The 25,188-nt window shown below is 68.6% G+C and carries 24 protein-coding genes; 15 read left to right on the top strand and 9 right to left on the bottom strand.

Going from position 1 to position 25,188, the window contains the following annotated elements; translation table 11 throughout:
* Positions 1-52: 52 nt before the first annotated feature.
* From QN357_RS02320 to QN357_RS02290, 7 genes are all read right to left on the bottom strand, one after another.
* Positions 53-904 carry an ATP-binding cassette domain-containing protein gene (locus QN357_RS02320; protein WP_323504380.1) on the bottom strand — a complete coding sequence of 284 codons (852 nt, stop codon included), beginning with the start codon at positions 902-904 and terminating at the stop codon, positions 53-55.
* Positions 901-1,887, bottom strand: coding sequence for an ABC transporter permease (locus QN357_RS02315; protein WP_134449318.1), 987 nt, complete (start codon positions 1,885-1,887; stop codon positions 901-903). Before QN357_RS02315 ends, QN357_RS02320 begins: the two co-directional genes overlap by 4 nt.
* A complete protein-coding gene (locus QN357_RS02310) occupies positions 1,884-2,861 on the bottom strand; it encodes a sugar ABC transporter substrate-binding protein (protein WP_134449317.1) in 978 nt (325 codons plus the stop codon). The genes QN357_RS02315 and QN357_RS02310 overlap by 4 nt, the downstream gene beginning before the upstream one ends.
* Before the next feature lie 129 nt (positions 2,862-2,990).
* The gene (locus QN357_RS02305) at positions 2,991-4,448 is read right to left on the bottom strand and encodes a DUF2252 domain-containing protein (RefSeq protein ID WP_198413412.1); all 1,458 of its coding nucleotides are present in this window, start codon (positions 4,446-4,448) and stop codon (positions 2,991-2,993) included.
* 67 nt (positions 4,449-4,515) lie between these two features.
* Positions 4,516-4,893 (bottom strand): SHOCT domain-containing protein, encoded by a 378-nt coding sequence (locus QN357_RS02300; RefSeq protein WP_322135251.1) that lies wholly within the window; start codon positions 4,891-4,893, stop codon positions 4,516-4,518.
* A 122-nt stretch (positions 4,894-5,015) separates the two neighbouring features.
* The gene (locus tag QN357_RS02295; protein ID WP_323504379.1) at positions 5,016-6,641 is read right to left on the bottom strand and encodes an MFS transporter; all 1,626 of its coding nucleotides are present in this window, start codon (positions 6,639-6,641) and stop codon (positions 5,016-5,018) included.
* Positions 6,642-6,790: 149 nt separating this feature from the next.
* Positions 6,791-7,933, bottom strand: a complete 1,143-nt coding sequence (locus QN357_RS02290; protein ID WP_323504378.1) for a M20/M25/M40 family metallo-hydrolase — start codon at positions 7,931-7,933, stop codon at positions 6,791-6,793.
* Between the two features lie 256 nt (positions 7,934-8,189).
* On the opposite strand from QN357_RS02290, the gene QN357_RS02285 reads away from it, so the two are divergent.
* Genes QN357_RS02285 through QN357_RS02270 form a run of 4 tightly spaced genes read left to right on the top strand, consistent with a single transcriptional unit; the run spans position 8,190 to position 11,777 of the window.
* The gene (locus QN357_RS02285) at positions 8,190-9,029 is read left to right on the top strand and encodes a GNAT family N-acetyltransferase (protein WP_323504377.1); all 840 of its coding nucleotides are present in this window, start codon (positions 8,190-8,192) and stop codon (positions 9,027-9,029) included.
* The gene (locus QN357_RS02280; protein WP_134561558.1) at positions 9,026-9,667 is read left to right on the top strand and encodes a MurR/RpiR family transcriptional regulator; all 642 of its coding nucleotides are present in this window, start codon (positions 9,026-9,028) and stop codon (positions 9,665-9,667) included. Before QN357_RS02285 ends, QN357_RS02280 begins: the two co-directional genes overlap by 4 nt.
* 44 nt (positions 9,668-9,711) lie before the next feature.
* Entirely contained in the window at positions 9,712-10,833 is a 1,122-nt protein-coding gene (menC, locus tag QN357_RS02275) for an o-succinylbenzoate synthase (protein ID WP_134449310.1), read from the top strand.
* Positions 10,830-11,777: an aminodeoxychorismate lyase gene (locus QN357_RS02270; protein ID WP_323504376.1), complete on the top strand. Its 948-nt coding sequence runs from the start codon at positions 10,830-10,832 to the stop codon at positions 11,775-11,777. Before menC ends, QN357_RS02270 begins: the two co-directional genes overlap by 4 nt.
* Before the next feature lie 39 nt (positions 11,778-11,816).
* Here the strand turns inward: QN357_RS02270 and QN357_RS02265 are convergent, their stop codons facing one another.
* A complete protein-coding gene (locus tag QN357_RS02265) occupies positions 11,817-12,446 on the bottom strand; it encodes a hypothetical protein (RefSeq protein ID WP_323504375.1) in 630 nt (209 codons plus the stop codon).
* A 330-nt stretch (positions 12,447-12,776) separates the two neighbouring features.
* Here QN357_RS02265 and QN357_RS02260 point away from each other — a divergent pair, with 330 nt between their 5' ends.
* The 11 genes from QN357_RS02260 to QN357_RS02210 all read left to right on the top strand — a co-directional run bounded on the left by QN357_RS02260 (position 12,777) and on the right by QN357_RS02210 (position 24,592).
* Complete coding sequence (locus QN357_RS02260; protein WP_241985019.1) at positions 12,777-13,628, top strand: SDR family NAD(P)-dependent oxidoreductase; 852 nt, start codon at positions 12,777-12,779, stop codon at positions 13,626-13,628.
* Positions 13,625-14,395, top strand: coding sequence for a TetR/AcrR family transcriptional regulator (locus tag QN357_RS02255; protein WP_323504374.1), 771 nt, complete (start codon positions 13,625-13,627; stop codon positions 14,393-14,395). The genes QN357_RS02260 and QN357_RS02255 overlap by 4 nt, the downstream gene beginning before the upstream one ends.
* Positions 14,385-15,158: a hypothetical protein gene (locus tag QN357_RS02250; RefSeq protein WP_323504373.1), complete on the top strand. Its 774-nt coding sequence runs from the start codon at positions 14,385-14,387 to the stop codon at positions 15,156-15,158. The genes QN357_RS02255 and QN357_RS02250 overlap by 11 nt, the downstream gene beginning before the upstream one ends.
* 6 nt (positions 15,159-15,164) lie before the next feature.
* Complete coding sequence (locus tag QN357_RS02245) at positions 15,165-16,460, top strand: aminotransferase class III-fold pyridoxal phosphate-dependent enzyme (protein WP_323504372.1); 1,296 nt, start codon at positions 15,165-15,167, stop codon at positions 16,458-16,460.
* Positions 16,451-17,641, top strand: a complete 1,191-nt coding sequence (locus tag QN357_RS02240) for an MFS transporter (RefSeq protein WP_166787377.1) — start codon at positions 16,451-16,453, stop codon at positions 17,639-17,641. The genes QN357_RS02245 and QN357_RS02240 overlap by 10 nt, the downstream gene beginning before the upstream one ends.
* Positions 17,642-17,767: 126 nt before the next feature.
* Positions 17,768-18,466 carry an IclR family transcriptional regulator gene (locus tag QN357_RS02235; RefSeq protein ID WP_134449305.1) on the top strand — a complete coding sequence of 233 codons (699 nt, stop codon included), beginning with the start codon at positions 17,768-17,770 and terminating at the stop codon, positions 18,464-18,466.
* Positions 18,467-18,507: 41 nt separating this feature from the next.
* Positions 18,508-20,175: a urocanate hydratase gene (gene hutU, locus QN357_RS02230; RefSeq protein WP_134449304.1), complete on the top strand. Its 1,668-nt coding sequence runs from the start codon at positions 18,508-18,510 to the stop codon at positions 20,173-20,175.
* Positions 20,172-21,389 (top strand): allantoate amidohydrolase, encoded by a 1,218-nt coding sequence (locus QN357_RS02225; RefSeq protein WP_323504371.1) that lies wholly within the window; start codon positions 20,172-20,174, stop codon positions 21,387-21,389. The genes hutU and QN357_RS02225 overlap by 4 nt, the downstream gene beginning before the upstream one ends.
* Positions 21,386-22,798: a formimidoylglutamate deiminase gene (locus QN357_RS02220; protein ID WP_323504370.1), complete on the top strand. Its 1,413-nt coding sequence runs from the start codon at positions 21,386-21,388 to the stop codon at positions 22,796-22,798. Before QN357_RS02225 ends, QN357_RS02220 begins: the two co-directional genes overlap by 4 nt.
* On the top strand, positions 22,795-23,988 hold the full coding sequence (gene hutI / locus QN357_RS02215; protein WP_134559171.1) for an imidazolonepropionase: 1,194 nt from the start codon (positions 22,795-22,797) through the stop codon (positions 23,986-23,988). Before QN357_RS02220 ends, hutI begins: the two co-directional genes overlap by 4 nt.
* On the top strand, positions 23,966-24,592 hold the full coding sequence (locus tag QN357_RS02210; RefSeq protein ID WP_323504369.1) for a HutD family protein: 627 nt from the start codon (positions 23,966-23,968) through the stop codon (positions 24,590-24,592). Before hutI ends, QN357_RS02210 begins: the two co-directional genes overlap by 23 nt.
* A 14-nt stretch (positions 24,593-24,606) precedes the next feature.
* On the opposite strand, the gene QN357_RS02205 is transcribed toward QN357_RS02210, so the two are convergent.
* Positions 24,607-25,188: HNH endonuclease signature motif containing protein (locus QN357_RS02205; protein WP_323504368.1), on the bottom strand; the 582-nt coding region annotated here is incomplete at its 5' end.

The raw sequence follows: 25,188 nt of genomic DNA, 5'->3' as shown, positions 1-25,188 counted from the left end.
TTCCCCAGTGTAGAACAGGCGTGTGACGCCGGGGTGTCGGCCCGCACCTCGGTCAGCTGGCGTCCCCAGCGGATGCCGGCCGGCCGAGCACAGGACCGAGCGCGTCGAGCTCCTCGCCGCCGGCCATCAGCCTCGTGAGCTCGTCGACCGTGATCCCGTCGCGCGCGAACTCGCCGAGGCTCGTGCCGCGGTTGAGCACGAGGAACCGATCCCCGACGGCCCAGGCATGGTGCGGGTTGTGCGTGATGAACACGATGCCGAGGCCGCTGTCCCTGGCCCGCGCGATGTACCGCAGCACGAGGCCGGCCTGGGTGACGCCGAGCGCGGACGTCGGTTCGTCGAGGATGACGAGTTTCGCGCCGAAGTGCACGGCGCGGGCGATCGCGACCGCCTGGCGTTCCCCGCCGGAGAGGGTGCCGATCGGCTGGTCGACGTCGCGGAGGGTGATGCCCAGGGTCGCAAGGCTGTCCCGGGTGGTCGCCCGCATCCTGGCGACGGCGAGGCGGCGGAACGGCCCGCGGCCGACCGTCTCCTCCGCTCCGAGGAAGAAGTTTCGCCAGACCGGGAGCAGCGGCACGAGGGCCAGGTCCTGGTAGACCGTCGCGATGCCGAGGGAGAGCGCGTCACGGGGGCTCCCGAAGTGTTGTTCGACGCCGTGGGCGAGGAGGGTGCCTTCGGTGTGCCCGTGTGCCCCGGCGAGGACCTTGATCAGTGTGGACTTGCCCGCGCCGTTGTCGCCGAGCACGCAGAGCACCTCGCCGGCTCCGATCGAGGCCGTCACCCCGCTCAGCGCACGCACCGAACCGTAGCTCTTGCCGAGACCGCGGACCTCGAGAAGAGGCGTCCGGGCATCCGCCGCCGCGCCCAGGGGCTCCGCCGCGCCCAGGGGCTCCGCCGCGGTCATGAGCGCTCACCGGCCTGGCGGCGCACCCAGAGGTTGACGAGTACCGCGAGCAGCAGCATGCCGCCGAGGAAGGCCTTGAGCCAGTTGCTGTCCCACTGGGCGAAGACGATGCCCTGGAGCGCCATGCCGTAGATGAGGGCGCCGAGGGACGCGCCGATCGCGGAGCCGAACCCGCCGGTGAGCAGGCAGCCGCCGACGACGGCGCAGATGATGTAGACGAATTCCTGGCCGATGCCCGTCGTCGCCTGCACGGTCGACACGTCGAAGAGCTGGAGCATTCCGACGAGCCAGGCGGCGCCTGCGGTCGTGAGGAAGAGCCCGAACTTCACCCGGCGCACGGGCACGCCGACCTGGCGGGCGCTTGCGGCCTGGCCGCCGACCGCGAAGACCCAGTTGCCGAAGCGGGTGCGCAGCAGCACCCAGGTCGCGAGCGCGGTCAGCAGGATCCACCAGACGATCGAGATCTTGACGTCCATGCCGAACAGCGGGAACGAGGAGCCGAAGAGCACCCGGGCCTGGTCGAAGCCGGTGACGGCCCCGAGGCCCTGGATCGCGACGGTCCCGGTGAGCAGTTTGGTGACGGCGAGGTTCAGGCCCTGCAGGATGAAGAAGGTTGCGAGGGTCACGATGAAACTCGGCAGGCCGGTCGAGGTGACGAGCCACGCGTTGAATGCCCCGACGAGGAGGGCCGCGGCGAGCGCGAGCACGAGGGCGAGCCACACGTTCAGGCCCCACTGCGTCGTCGCAATACCGACGATCAGGCCGGTCGTTCCCGTCATCGCGCCCGCGGAGAGGTCGAACTCTCCGCCGATCATCAGGAGCGCCACGGCGACGGCCATGATCCCGAACAGCGACGACGAATACAGCCAGGTTGCGACGCCGGCCGGGGTCAGAAAAGCGGATGTCGAGATCGAGAAATACAGGAAGATCCCGAACGCGGCGACGAAGGCCCCGACCTCGGGGCGGCGGAGCAGCCCGGTCATCGGGTTCCGTGTGCCGCGTAGGTGGCGACCTGCGCCGCGTTCTCCTTCGTGACGAACCCGGGGCCGGAGAACACCGGCTGGCCGCCGCCGACGACATCGCCGTTGCGCTTCTGCAGGGTGAGGAAGACCACCGGAAGGTAGCCCTGGGAATAAGGCTGCTGGTCGACCGCGAACAGGATCGAGCCGGCCTCGATGAGCGTCGTCACGTCTTTGGACACGTCGAAGGTCGCGAGCTGCGCGTGGCTGCCCGCGTCGGTGATGGCCTGGCTCGCGGCGACGGCGATGCCCGGGTTCAGGCTGAGCACACCGTCGATCGTCGGGTCGGCCAGGAGCGTGCTCTTGATCGTGTTCTGGGCGTCCGCGAGGTTGGCGATGTCGACCTGTACGTTCGTGACCGGGCTGCCGAGCCCGGCGGCGGCTCCCCGGCAGCGGTCCTCGAGGCCCGTGTTGCCTGCCTCGTGGATGACGCAGATCACCTTCGTGGCTCCCGCCTTGGCGAGGCGCTCCCCCGCGGACTGTCCGGCGGCGTACTCGCTCTGGCCGACGTGGGTCTGGGCGCCGAAGGCGAGGGACTCCTCGAGTCCCGAGTTGATCGTGATCACCGGGATGCCGGCCGCCACGGCCTTCTCGACGGACGCCTTGACCCCGTCGGGGTTCGCCATCGAGACGATCAGTCCGTCCGGATGCGTCGCGACGGCCGAATCGATCAGCTGGCTCTGACGCACGGGGTCACCGTCGCCCTGGTATGTCACGGTCGCGCCGAGGTCGGTGCCTGCCTGCTCTGCGCCACTCTTGACCACGTCCCAGAACGCGTCGCCCGGGTTTCCGTGGGTGACCACCGCGATGGTCGTCTTCCCGGCGGATGCCGCGTCCGATCCGGTCGCGGTGCTCCCGTTCGTCGAGCATCCGGTGAGGGCGAGCGGAAGCAGGACCAGGGCGGTGAGCCCGGCGAGCAGGCTGGTTTTGTGCAACATCGGTGGGTCGTCCTTCGAGGCCAGTCGTCAGCCAGCTGCCGGAGTTCGGCAGGCGAGCGGGACGCCGCTGAGGATGACCCTCCTGAATCTTAGGCTGCAGCGCTGCGCGGCTGGTTCGGAAAGGACCTCCTACAGGCCGGCGATAGACGGCAGCCGTCCGGAACGGACGGCCTCGGCGAAGGCCTCATAGTCGCGGTCGTTCTGGTCCGCATAGCGCAGCGAGAAATCAGTGATCGCCGTGTCGAATTCAGCTCTCTTCCCGAGGTAGGCGGCGATGGCGACGGGGTCACCCGAGCGTGCGTGCGCGCGAGCGAGCGTCCAGCCGCAGAGCCCGGCATAGAGGGTCATGCCGAACGGCACCATGTTCTCCACGACGACGGACCCCTTCATGTCGCGTAGCTGGCGCCAGTAGAGGAACCGGTTCTCCTGCACCCCTTTCGTCCAACCGAGGTAGATGTCGCTCGCGGCCTGCATCATCCGCTGTCCCTGCACGACGCGCTCACCGGGTTGTTCGTAGCGGCTCCTGTCGAGGTGGTCCTCGAGCACCGAGGCCCTGGCCTCCTTGACCTGGAGGAAGAGTGGATCCTGTTGGTCACGCCCCTGGAGCAGCGCTATGTAGGCGCGCGTGCCGACGCTCCCGACGCCCACGACTTTACGGGCAACGTCGACGAGTTCGAAACGTTCGAGCAGCCGGCGGCGGTCATCCTGGAGATTGGCGCGGTAGGAGCGGAACGCCGTCCGGACCGATTCCTCGATCTCGTCGGGCGACAGTCCCGTCGTCGTCGTCAGCTCCCGGACAGGGATGACGATCGGCGGCTGGCTGATGATCCGGTAGTCCCCGTCAACGAACTCTGCGAGCTTCGACAGCGCCTGCAGGCTGTCACGGGTGCGGGCCTTGTCGGCGAGCGCCCTGGTCCTCTTCTCGGCGTTCACCGCAGCCTTGCGCTCCGTCCGGTCTCCTTTCTTTTTGCCCGCGGCCACCTGGAGGGTCGCCATGACGGTCTCCTCGGTCATGCGGGCGTACCAGACGTCCATCGTGCCCATCTTCGCGAATTCCGCCATCGCCTCGCGATACGCCCGCACCGAGGCGAGCGTCACGTCGTGGACCTGGGAGTTCGTGAACCTGTTGTTGCGCGCCGCGATCGTGAAACTCGCGCACATCCGCTGGACGTCGTATTCGAACGGGCCGGGCAGGGTTTCGTCGAAGTCGTTCAGGTCGAAGAGCAGGGCACGCTCCGGCGAGGCGAACAGGCCGAAATTGGACAGGTGGGCGTCACCGCAGAGCTGGACGATCAGCCCGGACCTCGGGGTGTCCTTGAGGTCGGCGGCCATGATCCTGGCCGCGCCGCGGTAGAACGTGAACGGCGATACCAGCATGCGGCCGTGCCGGACCGGCACGAGGTCCTGCTCCCTGGTGAGGTTCTGTTCCTCGAGCAGCGCCACCGGGTCCGGTCTGTCCGCGGCCGGCGACCAACCCGAGTGACTGGCGCGGGGAGTCTGCTCCCTGGCCCGCTTGCCCCTGGCCTTGCGCTCCCCCACGGTCGCGTGCTCGACGACATTGTCGAGCGCGGCCCTGTCCTCATACATGGTGGACGACATCCATGCTTGACGACCTCTCTGTCGTTTTCTTCTGTCGTTTTCTCCCCGGGCAGGACTAGCCCAGCGCGCGGGCCTTGAGCCGCTCGTATTCGGCCTGGGTGATGACGCCGGAGTCGAGCAGCTTCTTCGCGTCCGCGATTTCCGTGGACGGCGACGAACCCGCAACGGTCTTGATGTACTGATCCGTCTGGCCCCGGTACTGGTTCCTGCGCTGCTCCTGGCGCTCGGACATCCCGGAACCCCGCGCGATCAGGTAGACGAGGGCGGTGAGGAAGGGCAGGAAGACTAGGAAAACCATCCAGATGGCCTTGACCCCGCCGCTGACCTGATGGTCGCTGAACAGGTCCCCGATGACGGTCACGAGCACCATCAGGTAAGCGAGGAAGACGAAGGACCAGAAGAAGAACCCGACAAAGTTCCAGAAATTATCCATGAGCCGTCTTCCCTCGGATACCGGGACACCCGTGTGATGCCCTCGTCGCTGACAAAATACTGTCGTTCGGCCGTTTCTGGAATGGGCACTGCCTGGAATGGCACCGCCGGGAATGGGCCCGGTCACGGCGATTGCCGCGCGTCCCGGGTCTTCCCCTGACGCCTCTCGACGGCCTGGTTCGGAATGTTCCTGGAGAACAACAGGGATCCGAGGGCGAAGAGGACCAGCGCGAAGAAGGACACCCGCAGGGAGGACACCTGTGATTCGCTGTAGATCCTGGTCAACTCGGCACTGTCGGAGCTCGACAGTCCCGCGTCCGTCGCGATGCCGGCCACACTCGAGACGGGAACGATGGCGACACCGGCCGCTGTCTGCGTGCTGACCGCGGCTTTCGCGGAGTCGGGAAGGCTGCTGCTCTCCACCGAGCTCAGGAACGAGGACGAGAGCGACGCGATCAGCACCGATCCGATCAAAGCGGTACCGAGCGACGAGCCGAGGTTCTGGAAGACTCCCTGAAGCCCGCCGACCTCGCTCGTCCTCTCCTCGCCGACACTGGACATGTTCACGTTTCCGAGTTGCGAGGCGAGAAGGCCGAGAGCAGCTCCCGCGGTGAACATCCCGACGCCGAACACGACGCTCTTCAGGTCCAGGGAGACGGAACCGAGCAGGCATACGGCGCTTCCCCCCAGGACGAGCTGACCGACGCGCACGATCCGGCGCGGTGACCACAATGTCGACAACCGGGTGCCCACCACGGAGAAGAGGATGAGCGCGATCGACAGCGGGAAGATCTTCAGCCCGGTTTCCAGCGCGTTGAGCCCCAGGGTCATCTGCAGGTAGATCGGGATCATGAAGAACACCCCGGCCGTGAACGCGTACTGCGCACCGAGCACGGAGAGCCCGGACCGGAGCTGCGTGATCGAGAACATCCCGACGTCCAGGAGCGGGGCGCGGCCCGTCTCGGCCAGTCGCCGTTGGCGACCGGTGAACAGCCAGAGGAGGAAGACGCCCAGCAGGATCAGGTAGGGCACGAGGGACAGGCCCAGGGGCTCGATCGGGGTCCCGTTGATCTCGGGAGCCTGTTTCGGGAGGATCCACCCCCAGGTCTTGCTCTGCAACATCCCGTACACGACGAGGACGAGGCCCGCCGCCGAGAGCAGGACGCTCGGGACGTCGATTCGGGTGCTGCTCGGCCCGCTGCTGTCGGAGATGAGGCGCGCCGTGAGCACGACGCCGATCATGATCACGACCTCGGACACGAAGACGTAGCGCCAGTTCAGGTAGGTCGTGACGTAGCCTCCGATCAGGGGGCCGGCCGCGACCGCGGCCCCGGACACGGCTCCGATGATCGCGTACGCGGTCACGCGGTCCCTGTCCCGGTAGTTCTCCGCGACGAGAGCTGCGATGGCCGGGATCACCAGCACGGCGCCGAGTCCTTCGATGACCGACCAGCCGAGGAAGAGCACCGCGAAATTCGGGCTCAGTGCCGTCAACAGGGAACCGCACGAGTAGACGACCGCACCGATCACGAACGCGCGCCGCCGGCCCCAGATGTCGCCGAGCTTTGCGCCGAGCAGCATGACCGCCGCCATCGTGAGGGTGTAGAACGTGATCGCGCTCTGCATGGCCGCGACCGTGGTGTCCAGGTCTGTGACAACCGTCGAGATCGACACGTTCATGACGGTGCTGTCGAGCACCATGACGAACTGCGCACTGCCGAGGACCGCGATTGCCGTCCACTTACTCATCGAGTCACCCGCAATCCGACGCGAACGCCGCTGGCCCCCTCATCCGACCGGTTTCCGGCACCCCCGTTCGAGGCGAGTATGACATCGCTCCGAACCACGCGAAAGAGGATCGATCGGCCGCCGCGTCGACCCGCGACGGGCGAGACTGCTCAGCGCGGCAGGTGGATGACGGTGAGGACCTCGGCGAGGAGGCGGATGCGCTCCCAGAGCGACTCGATGATGATGTGCTCGCTGCGGGCGTGCGCACCGCCGCCGCGGGGTCCGAAACCGTCGACGATACCGAGAGCGGATGCGCCGAGCAGGTTGGTGTCCGCGGCGCCGGCCGCTGGACGAGCGCTGAGTGGAGCCCTGTCGGAACCACCGCCGCCGAACCCGGCGTCGCAGCCCGAGATGACGGCGGCCAGGGCCTGGTCGGCGGCGCGTGGCTGCCAGGCCGGGCGGTAGGACAGCCGGGTGACGGCCACCTGCGCACGCGGGCGGACGGGAGTCAGCGCCTCGATCTCGTCGAGGACTTCGCCTTCGATGTCCGGATCGGAGAAGCGGAAGCCGAGCACGGCCACGGCGTCGTCCGCGACGACGTTGGCCAGGCCGGGGGCAGTGATGGAACCGAGGTTGTAGAGCACCTTGGCGGCCGGGCGTTCTTCGGCGCGGATCGTGGCCCTGGCCGCGATGTCGCGCACCCGCAGCAACTGGTCGATGATCTCCTCCGTCGCGGAGACTCCCTTCTCGGGGTCGAGGGCGGCGTGGGCGGGAACACCGGAGACGGCGAGAGCGAGGCGGGTGCTGCCGAGACGCCCGACCTTGAGGTCGCCGTCGGGGTGCGGCGACTCGAAGCCGATCGCCGCAGAACAGCCGTCGGCCGTGGCCAGCAGCAGCGCGCCAGAGGTCGGGGAGCCGATTTCCTCGTCTGCCGTGACGATGATCCGCACCGGCACGTGGTCCACGGCGCCGGCATCGCCCAGGGCGCGGAGCAGCTCGAGGGCCTCTTCCATGACCACCAGGCCGGATTTCATGTCGTAGACCCCTGGGCCGGTGATGCGGATTCCATCGCTCGTCCACGGCACGTCGCCGGCGAGGGTGCCGACCGGCCACACCGTGTCGGAGTGCCCGATCAGGAGAACGGGAGCGGCGCCGACGCCACTGCCCCGCCCGGGGAAGTCAGCGACCAGGTGGGGGCCTCCCGGTGTCGGGTGCAGCACCACCGTGCCGCCGAGTCCGGAATAGCGGGCGGCGAGCGCATCCGCGAACGCCGTGATGGCCGTGCCCGCCCCGGTCGGCGTTTCGCGCAGCACGTAGTCCTCGAGGGTCGCCAGCGCACGAGCCCGCGCGGAGGCGTCCGGTATGACGGGTCCAGTGGATGTGATGACGGCATCTCCTCAGGCGGTGGCAGGCTCGGAACAGGTAGAAGATATGTTACCTATCCTTCGACAAGTTCGCGGATTTGCTTGAGAGTTACGAAACGAATACGACACATAAGTTGTTTATGATTGTCAGATTGGTTCTGGAACATCGTGTTCCGAAAAGACCAGGACAGGGAAACGACACAACATGGGTGACCTGAAACTCACGGTGGAATCCACCCGGTCACGCGCCGTGTTCAGCCACGCCAGCGAGCTGTATACCCGGGTGTTCGGTTATACCGCGGCCGATCACAGCCTGAACCCGAAGCTGCTCTCGGCAATCGTGGGCAACGGCGGTGCGGCCGTTGCCGCGCGGGACGGCGCCGGCGAGCTCGTCGGTTTCGCCTACGGCTTCGTGGGTTTCGAATCCGGGGCGCCCTACTTGTACTCGCAGGCCGCGTTCATCGACCCCGCCTGGCAGGGCAAGGGAGTGGGCCGCCTGCTCAAGCAGGAACAGGCAATCATCGCGAGATCAGAGGGACTCACCTCGATGCGCTGGGCGTTCGACCCGACCCTTGCCCGCAATGCCCACTTCAACCTCGACGTGCTCGGCGCCCGCGGAGTGCGCTTCGCCGCGAACTACTACGACGAGCCGTTCTCCGATCGCCTGATCGTCGACTGGGCGCTCTCGGACGCCACCGGTACCGAGTCGGCCACGCCGCCCCGCGCCGCGGCCTCGACCCCCCCGGGTTTCCCCGTCGTGGACCCCACAGCACTGGGAACGACGCTGCCCCGGCACTGGGGTCGGCCGGTGGGCGACGGCGACGTCATCCACGTGCCGATCCCGTCCGACAGTCCCGCGAAGACGCTCGCCCCCGTCATCGTCCAGGCATTGAGAGCCGCCGTGGCCGAAACCTTCACCGAGTTGTTCGAGCGCGGCTACGTCGCCGAATCCTGCGTCCGGGTCGACGGCACGAGCGCCGCATACGTCTTCGTCGCGGCCAGCACCCAGGAGGCCGCGCCGCGCATCCGCCAGGCAGCCCGATGACCGAGGCGAACGAGGCCCTCACAAGCCCGGAGGACCGGTACGCCGCACGACTGCAGAAGCGGTCGTCGTCGTCGGTCTTGCGCGCGCGCATCGTGGAGAGCGAAAAGAAGAACCTTGCCGAGACCTTCGCACACCTCGGGGAAGACGATGCCCTCGTTCGCGCGCCGGCCCGGATCGTGGCCGCCCGCAGGCGGTATGTGCTCGGCGCGGGCAAGTCATTCGCATACGCGACCCTGTTCGCCTGGGACCTCTCGGCAGGACTCTCTCAGGTGCTCCTCATCGACGAAGCCGCCGTCCGCTCGATCGACGTCCTCAGCGACGTCCGCCCGACCGATGTGCTCGTTGTGTTCTCGTTCCGCCGGTACCAGCGGCAGAGCGTGCTCGTCGCCGAACGGTTCGCCGCGGCCGGCGGAACCGTGATCGCCGTCACGGACTCCCCCGATGCTCCGGTCGCAGCCTTCGCCACCGAAACCGTGACCGTGCCGACCAGCAGCGCCTCGTACGCCGACTCCCCCACGGCGGTCGCCGCCGTCATCCACCTGGTGAGTACCTTGAGTATTGCCAGTGCCAAAGGAGCCCGGCGCAGGTTCGCCGAGCGGGAGCAGCTGAACCAGATCCTGAACAGTTACGTGGAGTGAACCATGGACGAACGCAGCACCCAACGCAGCATCGAAGGAGCACGATGAAGGTAGTGGGCGTTTCCCTGTTTGTCACCCGGTTGCCGCTTGTGCACGGTTTCGAGACGAGTTCTCACCGCAAGAGCCACCTCGACCACATCGTGGTGCGCCTCACCGACGAATCCGGCGCGGTCGGCTGGGGCGAGATCGCCTCGGCGAGCGACCCCTTCTATTCCTCGGAGACCGTGGACACGGCGCTCCTCGTCGCGAAGAAATACATCGTCCCCGCGATCATCGGGCACGAGTGGGAGACGCCGGCCGAGCTGGCGACGACGTGGGCACGCATCCGCGGCCACGAGTTCGCCAAGGCCGGCTTCGACATGGCCGCGTGGAGCCTGTACTCCGGCGCGCGCGACGAACCGCTGTCCGTGGCACTGGGCGGCACCCGCGCCGAGGTCGCAGCGGGCGTCTCCCTCGGCATCGAATCCTCCATCGACGCCCTGCTCACCGAGGTCAGCCGCCATGTCGACGCCGGATACCGCCGGGTGAAACTCAAGATCAAGCCGGGCTGGGACATCGGTCCCGTTCGTGCTGTACGCGCCGCTTTCCCGAAGCAGGACGTCCATGTCGACGCGAACGGGATCTACGCGGATACCGACGAAACCACGGCCCTCATGCGCGGTCTCGACGAATTCGGCCTCAGCATGATCGAACAGCCGTACGCACCCCGCAATTTCGTCGCCCATGCCAGGCTCCAGGCCACCCTGGAGACCCCGATCTGCCTCGACGAGGGGGTCGTGGACCTCGACGACATCGGCACGATGATCGCCCTCGGCGCCGGCCGGATCCTGAACATCAAGGTGTCACGGATGGGCGGTCTCACCGTTGCCCGCGCCGCACACGATCTCGCGAGGGATGCGGGCATCCCGGTGTGGTGCGGCGGGATGCACGAGTTCGGCATCGGGCGCGCGGCCAACGTCGCCCTGTCATCGCTGCCCAACTTCAGCTACCCGTCCGATGTGTCGGCGTCGGAGAAGTATTACGCGAAGGACATCATCGACCCCCCGGTCACCGCACTCGACGGCATGGTGACCGTTCCCACCGGGCCGGGTCTCGGCTACGCGGTGCTGCCCGACTGGATTTCCGAGAACACGATCAGCCACGAGCACTATGGAGTAGAACGATGAGCACAGCAGACACGAATCCCGTTGCGATGAACGCGGACGCCTCGCCCACAGACGGGGCGGACCCCCGCGTGCTGTTCATGCTGGACGACCCGACCCAGACCGGAACGGATGCCTCCGCGCTCGCGGCCTCGGTCCGTCGGGCCGACCCGGCAGACCCGCAGATCTCGGTGCTCGACCTCGCGGTGACCCGCGGCGACGGTATCTTCGAAACGCTCGACGCCATCGACGGTTTCGGCCAGGCCCTCGAGCCGCACCTGGCCCGCCTGTCCAATTCGGCAAGGTTGCTCGACCTGCCGGCTCCGTGCCTCGACCTCTACCGCGAGGGCATCCGCCAGGGAATCGCAGCGTCGACCCACCCGCGCCTGTCGGTCAAGCTCGTGCTCACCCGCGGCATCGAGGGCGCCGGCCGGTGCACGGGGTGGGTCTTCGTCGACCCGGAACCCGACTTCACCGAGGCGCGCACCCACGGCCTGAAGGTGGTCACCCTCGACCGCGGTTACCGCCACGATGTCGCCCAGACGTCCCCGTGGTTGCTGCAGGGAGCGAAGACCCTCTCCTACGCGGTGAACAAGTCGGTCTACCGCGAGGCGGAGCGCCGGGGAGCCGACGACGTGATCTTCATCAGCAGCGACGGGTTCGTCCTGGAAGGGCCGACATCGACAGCCGTGCTGCAGTTCGGCAGGCACCTCGTCACGCCGTCGACCGACCAGGGTATCCTGGCCGGCACGGCACAGGCCGCCTTCTTCGAGTACGCGGAGGCGAACGGGCTGACCACCGAGTACCGCACCGTCACTCCCGACGAGCTGCATGCCGCAGACTCGGTCTGGCTCGCCTCGAGCGTGCGGCAGATCGTGCCGATCGTCGAGATCGACGGGGTCGCCCGCGGCTTCGACGCCGAGCTCCACACCGCGGCGCTGGACTACCTGGTCACTCGCCGCAGCTGAGGCCGTGCTGTACGGCCCCAGGCCTCCCGGCCCCGTGCGTCACGGGGCCGTGGGGATCGCGAGGGCCGCCACGATGTCCTCCGCCCGCGCCCAGTAAGCCGCGTAGTGCTCGGGGTCGGCGTTGACCTGGACCGCGTGGGCAAGCAGTGTCGGCTCCATCTCCTTCCAGCCGGCGACCTTCGTCAGCTTGGTGAAGAAATTCTGCGCAGAGACGTAGGGATCCATCCGGTCGGCCAGTGTTCCCCAGGCGCCGTTGTCGCGCTGCTGGAACAGTCCGCGGCTGTCGGCGCCTGCCGCGTCGCCGTAGTCGAGGACCCGCAGGCCCGACTCGCCCAGTGCGGTCATCACGCCGACGGTCTGGGTGTGCGTCCCGATCCCGAGGTCCCTCCCTGCGTTCATGATGTGGGCCGCGTTGACCAGGCGGTCCTGGCAATAGCCGGCGACGGGCCCGGCGGGCACGGTGATCGCGCCGACGTCGACGGGGTCGGCCGTCGGGCAGGTGACGGTGATCCCCGCGGCGCCCGCACCGAACCCGGCGAGGTTCCAGCCGGCGAAGCCCAGTCCGACACAGACTGCGACCGCGACGCCCGCGATGACGAGTCCGCGACCCCGGGTCCGAGTCCGAGTCCGAGTCCCGGTTGTGGATCGTCGGGCTCGGGAGTGCGACACGACGGTTCCCTTCGCGAGCGTGGTTGGACTGTGGCATCGGTCGGATGGTCCGACCGCACCCGAGGTGACGCTACCTGCCGAATATATGCGGAAGCACTGAGCCGATGCCGGGTCCAACGACGGGTGGATTCCTGCGGGGCACGAGCGTACCGTACCGACCTGGCCCGGACATCAAGGACGGCACGGAAGCGACCTGGGGCATCACGTGGCGCGCATGTTTCGCCACGTTACCGGCGTGTAAAACGTCTTACCCGGGCATTGCGCCTCCCTGGTCAGCGTGCAAATCTTGCCTAGTTGGTCAATCGTCCAACTTTGCAACCGGGAGTACCCGTGCCTCTGTCACTACCGAAGAAGTCGCCGACGAAGAAGTCGCCGCAGAAGGATGCACCGCCGAAGAAGCTCGGGCACCTCGCCGTTGTAACGGGCGCCAGCTCCGGTCTCGGTGCCGAATTCGCCCGACGATGGGCGGAGCGCGGGTATGACGTCGCCCTGGTCGCGCGGCGAAAGGACCGTCTGGAGGCCCTCGCCGCCGAGTTGGAGGAATCCTCCGGCGTGCACGCCTTCGTGGTGCCAGACGATCTGTCGGACCCCGAGGCCCCGTATCGGATTGTCGCGGCCGCCGAGGCTCTGGGAATCCCCATCCGGGTTCTGGTGAACTGCGCGGGCTTCGGCACAGCGGGGCCGTTCGTGCACGAAGATTCCCGCCGGATCGCCGACGAGATCATCGTCAACACGCTGGCCCCGACGATACTGAGCCGGTTGCTGCTGCCAGCGCTCCTGTCGGCGCCGGGCGGCGTCCTCCTCAATGTCTCGAGCACCGCCTCGCACCAGCCACTGCCGGGCATCGCCGTCTATGCGGCGACCAAGTCGTATCTGACCTCCCTCACCGAATCGCTGTGGCAGGAACAGCGCGGGACCGGGCTCACCGTCCTGGCGCTGTGCCCCGGTCCGACGGCGACCGGGTTCTTCGAGGCCGCAGGCTCCGACGCATTCGCCGTGGGCTCGGTCGCGACGATCGACACCGTCGTGCGCTCGGCATTCGCTTCCCTCGACCGGCCTGACTCCGGCCCGACGCTCACGGTCGGGTTCCGGAATCGGGTCACCGGGAGCCTGGCCAGCCTCGCGCCACAGCGAATCTCCCTCGCCGTCGCAGCACGCCTCACGTCGGGAGCCCGCGGATGAGGCGCATCCCGCCCGCACAGCGTCGGGACGAACTCATCGCGGCGGCCACGCGCGTCATCGCCCGCGATGGGCTGACGGCCGCAACGACCCGTGCCATCGTCGCCGAAGCTGGCATGCCGCTCGGCGCCTTCCACTACATCTTCGACTCCCGTGACGATCTGCTCACGGCCGTGATCGACACCAACACAGAGGAACAGAAGTTCCTCGTGTTCACGAGCGTGGGAACCGACCAGGACCGCAGCGTCAAGGCCGTGCTCCGGGCCGGCCTCGACGCCTACATCGACTGGCTCGTGGCCAACCCGCACCGTGAACTCGCCCTCGCGGAACTTGCCCTGTACGCCTCCCGCACCGGGACCGCCGAAGCGGCACGCACCCAGTACGACGTCTACTACCGGTCGGCGAAGGAGTCGTTGCGCCGCGTCACCGAGCTCACCGGGCAGTCCTGGACTGCACCTGTCGAGCAACTCGCGCGTTACCTCGTCGCGATCGTCGACGGGATGACGTCGACCTGGCTCGCGGACCGCGACACCGAGGCCGCCAGGTCCCTCGCGGGCTTCGCCGCTGCGTCGCTCGCGGGACACGCATCCGCGCCCGACAAGGCAGCCACCGAACCGAGTGATGACGAGAGCGACGACATCCGGATTCGCATCCACCTCGACATCGATCTCGATCTCGATCTCGATCTCGACTGTGACGACAACAACTCCCGCAACAACACCGGCCACAACACCGGCAACAACACCGAACAGGACCCCCGTGCTCACTGACACCGACCCCCACGTGCGCGCCCAGGTCAACCTGCACGCGGTACTCGGCGCGCTACCACGGCTCGCCGAACTCGCTCCCGATGCCCAGGCGCTCCTCGCCAAGCTGAAACGCCCGGTGACGGTGAGCTTCCGCGGACCGGCCGGGCTCAGCCTCGACCTCAGCTTCGCGCAGGACGGGATCACGCCGGGACGTACACCGGGCGCCGCCCGCGCCCTGCTGGTCTTCCGCTCGGCCGCGCACCTCAACGCCGTCGTCGACGGAACGGCCGGCCCGATTCCCGCCGCCGGACCGGCCGGACTGCGCTTCCTGCTCACCGTGTTCACGCCGCTCAGCAACCTCCTCGGCTCCTACCTGCAGCCGACCCCCGACCGCCTCGCCGACGCGGGCTTCACCGAGATCAACGCCCTGCTCACCCTGCACGTCGCCGCGACGGCGATCACGATCATCGGCAACGAAGACCGCAGCGGACAGTTCAGCGTCGCGCAGATGCCCGACGGTGACGTGGACATCGAAGTCGGGGAGGGACTCCGCTACCGGCTGGCAGTCCGTGGCAGCAGCATCCGCCTCGATGCCGAACCCACCGGTTCTCCCCGTGCGGCGCTCACCTTCGCGGACCTCGATGTCGCCGGCGGGGTGCTCAGCGGGCGATACAGCGCCCTCGCCTGCATCTGCGACGGTCGGATGGCGATGCGCGGGATGATCCCGCTCGTCGACAACACCAGCAGGATCCTCGACCGCGTCAGCTCCTACCTCGGAAAGTAGCCCGCCATGACCGACACCCTCTCCCCCGTCACGCCCATGAATCCCATCAAGCCGTTCGAATACCCGCTCAGCCGTGCCGCCTTCGCGCGGGCCACGAAGGTGATCCCGTCGGGGATCTACGGCCACCAGGGCCCCTCGGAGGGCTGCTACATCCCACAGGCCTCCTTCCCGCTCTTCTCCTCCCGCGCGGAGGGAAGCCGGTTCTGGGACGTCGACGGCAACGAATACATCGACTACATGTGCGGCTACGGCCCCAACGTGCTCGGGTACGGCGACGCCGAGGTCCACGCGGCCGCCCGCAGGCAGGCCGAACTCGAGGACGTCGTCTCGATCCCGTCGACGATCATGGTCGACCTCGCCGAACTCCTCGTCGAGACGGTCGCGAGCGCAGACTGGGCTTTCTTCGCCAAGAACGGCGGCGACGCAACGACCCTCGCGATCATGACGGCACGCGCAGCGACCCGCCGCAAGAAGATCATCTTCGTGAAGGGCTACTACCACGGGGTGGCACCCTGGTCGCAGAAGCTCGACTACCCCGGGGTCCTCGAAGAGGATGTCGCCAACAACCTGACCATTCCGTTCAACGACATCGAGGCCTTGCGCCAGACTCTCGAACAGCATGCCGGCCAGATCGCCGGGCTGATCGCCCAGCCGTACATGCACGGGAACTTCGTGGACAACGCGCTCCCGGCCGAGGGGTACTGGCAGGCCGTTCGCCGGCTCTGCGACGAGCATGGCGTCGTCCTCATCGTCGACGACGTCCGGGCCGGCTTCCGGCTCGACCTGGCCGGTTCCGACTATTACTACGGCTTCAGTGCCGACCTGATCTGCTTCTGCAAGGCCCTCGCCAACGGTTACAACGTGTCCGCGCTCTGCGGCCGCGACTTCCTTAAGGACGCCGTCAGCAGCATCACATACACGGGCAGCTATTGGATGAGCGCCGTGCCGTTCGCCGCCGCGATCGCCACGATCACCAAGCTGCACCGCATCGACGCGCCCACCCAGTTCGCCCGGCTCGGCACCCGGTTGACCACGGGTCTCGTCGCGGCGGCACACGGCGAGGACTTCACCCTTGTATCCTCGGGGGAACCAGCCCTGTTCTACCTGCGTCTCGCCGACGACGACTCACTCATGCTTCACCAGGAATGGGTCGCCGAATGCGTGCAGCGCGGGGTATTCATCACCTCGCACCACAACCACTTCATCAACGCCGCCCTCACCGAAACGGACGTGGACATGACGATCGATATAGCCAGGCAGGCCTTCTCAATCGTCCGGAAGCGGCATCCGCTGTGGAGCTGAGCCCGCACCTCCCCGTCCCACGGGCGGAGCTGGTCTCGGTCGGGTCGACCTATGCCGTGCAGGGACTCGGGTACGCAGTGATCGCGACCTCCCTGCCCACCATCCAGGCACGCCAGTCCCTCGACGCGACCATGGTGGCCCTCCTTCTCCTCGGGGTCTCGCTCGCCGCGGCGGGCGGATCGGTCCTCGCCGACGCGATCGCCATCCGCCGCAACAGCAAGGCCGCGCTGCTCAGCGGGCTCGCCGCCCAGGCCGTCGGGTTCTTCATGATGGCGACCGCACAGCCGGCCCCGATCTACATCGGTGCCGTACTGCTCTACGGCGTCGGGCTGGGCGCGGTGGATGCTTCGAGCGCGATGCAGGGCGTCCTCGTGCAGAGGGGCAGGCCCCGCCCCCTCCTGGGGCGGTTCTTCGCCGCCTACACGCTCGCCGCGATCGTGGGGGCATTCCTGATGGTCGCGCTCGTGGAGACCCCGGCCGGCGCCGGGGCGGTCCTCGCGATCGTCGGAGTGGTAGACGTGCTCGTCATCGTCGCCGGCTGGCGGCTCCTCGACACGGGTCATGCGGCCCGCAAGCCCGGGCACGCCCGCGACGCCACCCGCATTCCGCGCTGGCCCGTCTTCGTGATCGGGGCGCTCATCCTCGCCGCGTTCGTCGCCGATTCCGCCGTGAGCACCTGGAGCAGCATCTACCTCAGCGGCACGCTCCATACGGCGGCCTGGGCTGCGCCGCTCGGTTACGCCGCATACCAGATCGTCGTGCTCATCTCACGGCTCGGCGTGGACTACCTCGTCCGCCGTACCGCCCGCACGGTGATCGCAACGTCGGCCATCGTCTTCGGCGGCATCGGATTCGTGGTGATCGCCCTGGTTCCGACCGAAGCAGGCGCGATCATCGGCTTCGCCCTCACCGGCGTGATCGCGGGGGCCCTCGTCCCGCTGTCCTTCGGGGCCGCCGGCGACGTCCTCCCGTCCCGCAGCGACGAGATCATCGCGAGGGTGAACCTCTTCAATTACGCCGGCGCCATCCTCGGCACCGTCATCGTCGGGGTGGTCGCCGACCAGACCGGTTTCGGCATCGCCTTCCTGATCCCCCTCGTGATCCTGGTCCTGGTCCTGCCCGCAACCCGGGCCCTGCGCAAGCCGAAAGCCATCCCCCTCGAGGCACCCCAGCCCGGCTGAGCACGGCAACAGTTGCCCGTGCGGAACTGCCGGGCCTTGTCCGGAGCGTAAAAAAATGAAATCATGTTGTCACTAGATGGAAATTCTCCGGTCGCAGTTGATCGGATTCTCTCGAAAGGCGGCGGCATGAGCCTGGACGCTCCGGAATCCACGGGCACCCGGACCGTTGAACGCGCACTCGGCCTCCTCGCCTACGTGTGCGAACACGGCGCCGTGTCCCTGACCGAAGCCGCGCGCGGCAGCGACCTGTCGATCTCGACCGCCCTCCGACTCCTGCGGACCCTTGAAACCACGGGGTTCGTCTCGCGGGACGACAGCGGCGACTACCGGCCAGGGAGCATCACCATCCGGCTCGGCGCCCAGGCGCTCTCCCGGGAGACCATCGTCTCCGTCGCGGAGCCGAAGCTGCACGAGATCGTCGAGCTCACGAGCGAGAACGCCTACCTCGGCCTGCCGTCGACCTCGGACACCATGCTGTACGCGGCCGGCGTGCACGGGACCCATCCGGTCCAGCTCGCCAACTGGGTCGGCCGGGTCATTCCCCGCTCGACGACGGCTGCCGGAAGGGCATTCGCCGGCGCTGTCGGTCCCCGGGGTTTCACCGTCGTCCGAAGCGGAGCAGACCATGACTCGACTGCGATCGCCGTGCCCGTTCACTCGGTCGGCAAGATCGTCGCAACCGTGTCGGTCGTCATCCCGAACTACCGCGTCACCGATCCCGGACTGGATCGCATCGGCGCCCTTCTCATCCGGGTCGCCGGCGAGATCTCCGAACGGCTGGGTTCCGACCCGCTGCCGCAGAATCAGACAAAACCAACCGACTAACCAACCGGCGCCGGCCGGCATCAACCAGAAGGAAGAAAATCGTGGCCCAGAAGCATCTCCCCCGTCCGGTTCGCGCTGCCAGGGGCACCACCCTGACCGCGAAGAGCTGGCAGACCGAGGCGCCGTTGCGCATGCTGATGAACAACCTCGACCCCGAAGTCGCCGAGCGTCCCGACGATCTCGTCGTCTACGGCGGCACCGGGAAGGCCGTCCGCAGCTGGGAGGCGTTCGACGCGATCGTGCGCACCCTCCGTGAGCTCGAGGACGACGAGACCCTGCTCGTGCAGTCCGGCAAGCCGGTCGGGGTCTTCCGCACCCACACCTGGGCGCCTCGGGTGCTGATCGCCAATTCCAACCTCGTCGGGGACTGGGCGACGTGGCCCGAGTTCCGCAAGCTCGAGCAGGCCGGGCTGACCATGTACGGCCAGATGACCGCCGGTTCGTGGATCTACATCGGCACCCAGGGGATCCTGCAGGGCACGTTCGAGACCTTTGCCGCGATCGCGGACAAGCGATTCGATGGCACGCTCGCCGGAACCCTCACCCTCACCGGCGGCGCAGGCGGCATGGGCGGCGCCCAGCCCCTCGCGGTGACGATGAACGGTGGCGCGGTGCTGATCGTCGACGTCGACCCCGCCCGTCTGCAGCGCCGGGTCGACCACGGCTATCTCGACGAGATGACGGACGACCTCGACGACGCCGTCGCCCGGGTCCTCGCCGCGAAGGCGGACCGCCGGGCGCTTTCCGTCGGGCTCGTCGGCAACGCGGCATCCGTCTTTACCGAACTGCTCGAACGCGGCGTCGCGATCGACATCGTCACGGACCAGACCAGTGCGCACGACCCACTCAGCTACCTGCCGGAGGGCATCAGCGTCGCCGACTGGCACACCCGCGCCGCCGCGGACCCCGAGGACTTCACGATCCGGGCGCGGGCATCGATGGCCAGGCACGTCACCGCGATGGTCGGGTTTCGCGACGCCGGGGCCGAGGTGTTCGACTATGGCAACTCGATCCGTGCCGAGGCGGTCCTGGGCGGATGCGAGCGCGCATTCGAGATTCCGGGTTTTGTTCCCGCCTACATCCGGCCGCTGTTCGCCGAGGGCAAGGGACCGTTCCGCTGGGCCGCCCTCTCCGGGGACCCGGCCGACATCGCCGCGACCGACCGGGCGATCCTCGAACTGTTCCCGAACGATGCGAAACTCGCGCGCTGGATCCACGGCGCCCAGGAGAAGGTGCAGTTCGAAGGCCTCCCCGCCAGGATCTGCTGGCTCGGCTACAAGGAACGGCACCTCGCCGGGCTGCGGTTCAACGAGATGGTCGCCTCCGGCGAGATCAGTGCCCCGATCGTGATCGGACGCGACCACCTCGACGCCGGCTCCGTCGCTTCTCCGTACCGCGAGACCGAGGCGATGAAGGACGGCTCGGACGCGATCGCCGACTGGCCGCTGCTCAATGCCCTGCTCAACACGGCGTCCGGCGCGACCTGGGTGTCGATCCACCAGGGCGGCGGTGTCGGCATGGGCCGGTCGATCCACGCCGGCCAGGTCACCGTCGCTGACGGAACGGATCTCGCCGCCCAGAAGATTGAACGGGTACTGATCAACGACCCCGGCACCGGCGTGATGCGTCACGTCGACGCCGGTTACGAGCGGGCGGCCGCCGTTGCCCGTGAGCGCGGGCTGCGTGTGCCGATGTGGGAGGCCGAATGACGGCGCCGGCAACGGCGCACGGCCTGCTCTCCGGCCTCGACGAGATCGCGGACATCGGCAGGGATGCCCGGCGCGGCGGTTACTCCAGGCACCTGTGGCAGCCGGCCGACCTGGAACTGCGCGACTGGTTCACCGGACGCGCCGTCCGGCTCGGGCTCGACGTGGAGATCGACCGGAACGGAAACACCTGGGCGTGGTGGGGGCCGCGCGGCGACGACGCGATCGTCGTGGGCAGCCACCTCGACTCCGTTCCCGGCGGCGGTACGTACGACGGCCCCCTCGGCGTGGTCAGTGCCCTCGACGCGATCGCACGACTGCAGGCGAGCGGGTTCCGGCCCGCACGCCCCTGCGCCGTGCTGGTCTTCGCCGAGGAGGAGGGCTCCCGGTTTGGTATCGCCTGCCTCGGCTCCCGGCTGATGACCGGCGCACTCGATGCAGGTCGGGCCCGCGCTCTCGTCGACGCGGACGGAATCTCGCTCGAAGCAGCGGCATCCGCTGCCGGCATCGACCCGGCCGGCCTCGGCGAGGACCGGGCCGCCCTCGCACGCATCGGCTTGTTCCTCGAACTGCACGTGGAGCAGGGCCGCGGGTTGATCGACCTGGGCAGCCCGGTCGCGGTCGCCTCCTCGATCCTCGCCCACGGGCGCTGGCGCATCACCTTCACAGGAGAGGGCAACCACGCCGGTGCCACGCGCATGACCGACCGTCGGGACCCGATGCTCGCAGCCGCCCGCTCGATGCTCGCGGTTCGGGATGCCGCCGTCGCGAGCACCGGCTCCCGGGCCACGATCGGCCGGATCGAGGCCGTGCCCGGTGGCACCAACGTGATCTCCTCGCAGGTCACTGTCTGGCTCGACGCCCGTGCCGCCGAGGATGCCGCAGCACAGGACCTCGTCACGGAGATCACCGCGCGGGTCTCGGCGGCCGCCGCAGCAGAGGGATGCACCGCGGTCGTTGCCGAGGAATCCTGGAGCGGCGCCGTCGCTTTCGATGAGGCGCTGCGCGACCGGCTCGTTCACTCCCTGCACGGCGTCCCTACTCTCCCGACGGGCGCCGGCCACGATGCCGGAGTGCTGTCGAGTCGCCTGCCCACGGCGATGATCTTCGTGCGAAACCCGACCGGAGTCTCCCATTCGCCGGAGGAATTCGCCACGCTCGACGACTGCCTCGCCGGCGTCGCGGCGCTCGAGCAGGTTCTCCGGGAGCTGCTGTGAAACCGGGAATCACCGTGACGTTCTGGTGCGCACGCGCCCTGATCGACGGCGCGCCCGTTGACGCGGTCCGGGTGCACGCGGCCCCGGACGGGACGATCGCCCGGCTGGAGCGGGGCGTTCCGGCGCGCGCCGGCGACACGGTCCTCGGTACCGTGGTCCCCGGGATGGGCGACGCGCATTCGCACGCCTTCCACCGTGCCCTGCGCGGACGCACGCAGGCCGACGGCGGCGATTTCTGGCGCTGGCGGGAGAGAATGTACGCCGCGGCATCCGCTCTGGACCCCGACCTGTACTACGAACTCGCCTCGGCGGTGTTCGCCGAGATGCTCATCAGCGGCTGGACGGCCGTCGGCGAATTCCACTATGTGCACCACCGGCAGGACGGCCGGCCGTACCCGGATGCCCACGCCATGGAGCTCGCGGTCGCGGCCGCCGCACGAGACACCGGGATCCGCCTGACCCTGCTCGACACCTGCTACCTGCGCGGGGGCGCGGATCGTCCGCTCTCCGACCTGCAGCGGCGGTTCGGCGACGGCTCGGCGGAGGCCTGGCTGCAACGCTGGTCGAGCCTGCGGGACACCCTCGATACCGTCGCTCGTACTCTGGCCGGTCCAGGCCCTGCCGTCACGCTCGGTGCCGCCGTGCACTCGGTGCGGGCTGTGCCCCGGTCGGCGATGGCGACGATCCTCGCCGGGTTGCCGGCAACGGTTCCACTGCACATCCACCTCTCCGAACAGCCCCAGGAGAACGCGGAGTGCCTCGCCGAATACGGCCTCACCCCGACGGGCCTGCTGCACGAACTCGGCGCTCTGACTCCCCGGCTGAGCGTCGTCCACGCGACCCACCTGACCGACGACGACGTCGAACTCCTCGGCACCGCCGGCGTGACGGCCGTGTTCTGCCCGACCACAGAGGCCGACCTGGGCGACGGGATCGGGCCCGCTCGACGCCTGGCGGATGCCGGCGCCCGGCTTGCCCTCGGATCCGACCAGAACGCGGTTGTCGACCCCTTTCTCGAGACCCGCGGCCTCGAGGCCGGCGAACGTCTCGCCTCCGGTCGGCGCGGCCGATTCTCACCACCGGAACTGACCGAGACACTCACCCGCGGCGGCTACGCGTCGCTCGGGCTCGGAACCGGCGGGCTGCAGGTCGGTGCGTGGCTGGACCTCGTCGAACTCGACACCGCCTCGGTCCGCACCGTCGGCGCGGGTCCCGACCAGCTCCCGCTTGTCGCTACCGCGAGCGATGTGCGCCGCGTCATCGTCGGCGGACGTATCATCGCGAGCGACGGGCTTCTCGTGTCGCCCGCTGCCGACCCCGCAGTCCTGCTCGGTGCCGCCCTGCACCGGCTCGACGACACCATCGACCGTATGAACCCGGTCCGCCTGATCCCGAAGGAACGCGCATGACCTCCGAACTGATCACCGATATCGGCGAGCTGAGCACGTTCGCCGGCCACGAGGACCGTCGCGCGAACGCCGCGCTCGTCATCGACAACGGCAGGATCGCCTGGATCGGCGACGCCGAGCATCCGCCCGTCGCCGACGTGCGCACGAGTGTCGGCGGGCGGGCCGTGCTGCCGGGGTGGGTCGACTCGCATTCCCACCTCGTCTTCGCCGGCGACCGCTCCGCTGAATTCGAGGCGCGCATGGCCGGGACGAAATATGCCGCCGGCGGCATCAGCACCACCGTGAACGCGACCAGGGCCGCAACGGATGCCCAACTCGAGTCCAATCTCCGAGCCTTGCGCGACGAGGCGCGGGCTCAGGGCACCACCTTCCTCGAGACCAAGACCGGCTACGGCCTCGACGTCGAAACCGAGCGCCGGTCCGCGGAGATCGCCTCTCGCGGGGCGGACGTGGTCACCTTCCTGGGCGCGCATCTGGTTCCGGAGGGCATCAGCGCCCGCGACTACCTCGACCTCGTGACCGGCCCGATGCTGGCCGCCGTCAGGCCGTGGGTCAGTTTCATGGACGTGTTCTGCGAGCGCGGGGCCTTCGACGTCGAACAATCCCGGGAGGTCCTGCTCGCCGGCCGGGCGGCGGGGCTCGGCCTGCGTGTGCACGGCAACCAGCTCGGGCACGGCGGGGGTGTCGCCCTGGCCGTCGAGCTCGGGGCGGCGAGCGTCGACCACTGCAACTACCTGACTCCCGCCGACTTCGACGCCCTCGCCGCGTCGGACACGGTGGCGACCGTACTGCCGGCCTGCGACCTGTCCACCCGGGAACCACTCGCGCCGGCCCGCGCGCTCCTCGACGCGGGCATCACCGTGGCGATCGCGACCAACTGCAATCCCGGCACCTCGTACACGACCTCGATGCAGTTCTGCATCGCAACGGCCGTGCTGCAGATGCACCTGACCGTTGAGGAAGCCGTGCGCGCGGCCACTCGAGGCGGTGCCCGCGCCCTCGGGCGTGACTCGGGGGTGGATGCCGTCGGCTCGCTCCGGGTCGGCGGTCGCGCCGATCTGCAGGTACTTGACGCGCCCTCCATCTCGCACATCGCCTATCGGCCGGGGGTACCGCTGACCGCCGCCACCTGGCTGCTCGGACAGCGCGTGCCCACGGTGGTGACCCGTGCCGCCCGAGCAGCGTTCTGACGCCGTCTCCCGCGCGAGCGCCCGGGTGCCGGTCGCCTGGCGCAATGGCGGAGGCTGGACGAGCACTGTGGCCGTAGCGCCCCCTGCGGCGACAATGGACGATTTCGACTGGCGGGTCAGCATCGCGACGATCGCCGGCGACTCGGCATTCTCCGAGTTCGCCGGCATCGACCGATATCTCGTGCCGCTGTCCGCGGCCGGGCTCGACCTGACCATCGACGGCACGTTGCAACACATCAGCCAGTACGAGGTCTGCGCTTTTCCCGGGGAGAGCCTCGTCTCATCGACAGGTTCGGCGGAGAGCTCCGACGACCTGAACCTGATGCTGCGCCGCACCGCCGCGACGGGTTCCCTCCGGGTCGAGCGTCTCACCGACCCGTTATCGGTGATGCCGGGACCCGACGAGAGCGTCCTGGTCGTCGTCCTCGAGGGCGAGGTCGAGATCGACGGCGCGCCAGGCACGGACTCCCTTGCCCTGGGCCTCCGCGACGCCATGCTGGTCGCGCCGGGACAGTCCCAGACGCTCCGCGGCGAGGCCATCGTGGCCCTCGCATCCACGGCGGTCAGGAACATCCCTTCGGTGCCGGACATCACTGTCACCTGATTCAGCCGGGCCGGTCAGTCGCGGTTGGGTGGTCCGGTGAGGATCTGGTGGGCGCGGTGCCGGTTCGGTGGCCGCCAGAGCCGTTGCGGATCGATCAACCCAGGGGCCCGCACTTGCGGTGAGCCTTTCACCATGCGGATCTCCCACCCCGAGGTGTCGATCGTGTGGTGATGGAACCAGCAGAGCAGGACCCCGTTATCGACGGTCGTCGGGCCGTCCTTGGCCCAGGGCTTCACGTGGTGTACTTCGGCCCAGTGCGCCGGGGCTTTGCACCCGGGGATGATGCAGCCGCCGTCCCGGGCGGTGATCGCCCGGCGTTGCGCCCGGTTGAAGTACCGTCGTTCCGGCCCGAGCTTGAGCACGTCGTTGTTCGCCCCGAACAACACGCCCTGGAAGCCGCCGTCGCAGATGCGCTGGTGCACCGTCTTCAAAGACACGGGGGCTTCGACGCCGTCGATCCACCCCACCCCGACCCCGGAGGCGAGGTCGGCGGCGTTCACGTGCACCATCACCGTCGGTGCCGACCCGCCCATCGACGGGGTGTCCGTGTCGCGGGCAGCGTGTTCGAACAACGCCCGGAGGATGTCGGCGCGTTT

This window comes from Cryobacterium sp. RTC2.1 (assembly GCF_035018685.1).
In the GTDB taxonomy this organism is placed as follows: Bacteria; Actinomycetota; Actinomycetes; order Actinomycetales; family Microbacteriaceae; genus Cryobacterium; species Cryobacterium glucosi.
This window is presented reverse-complemented; position numbering and strand designations above follow the sequence as displayed.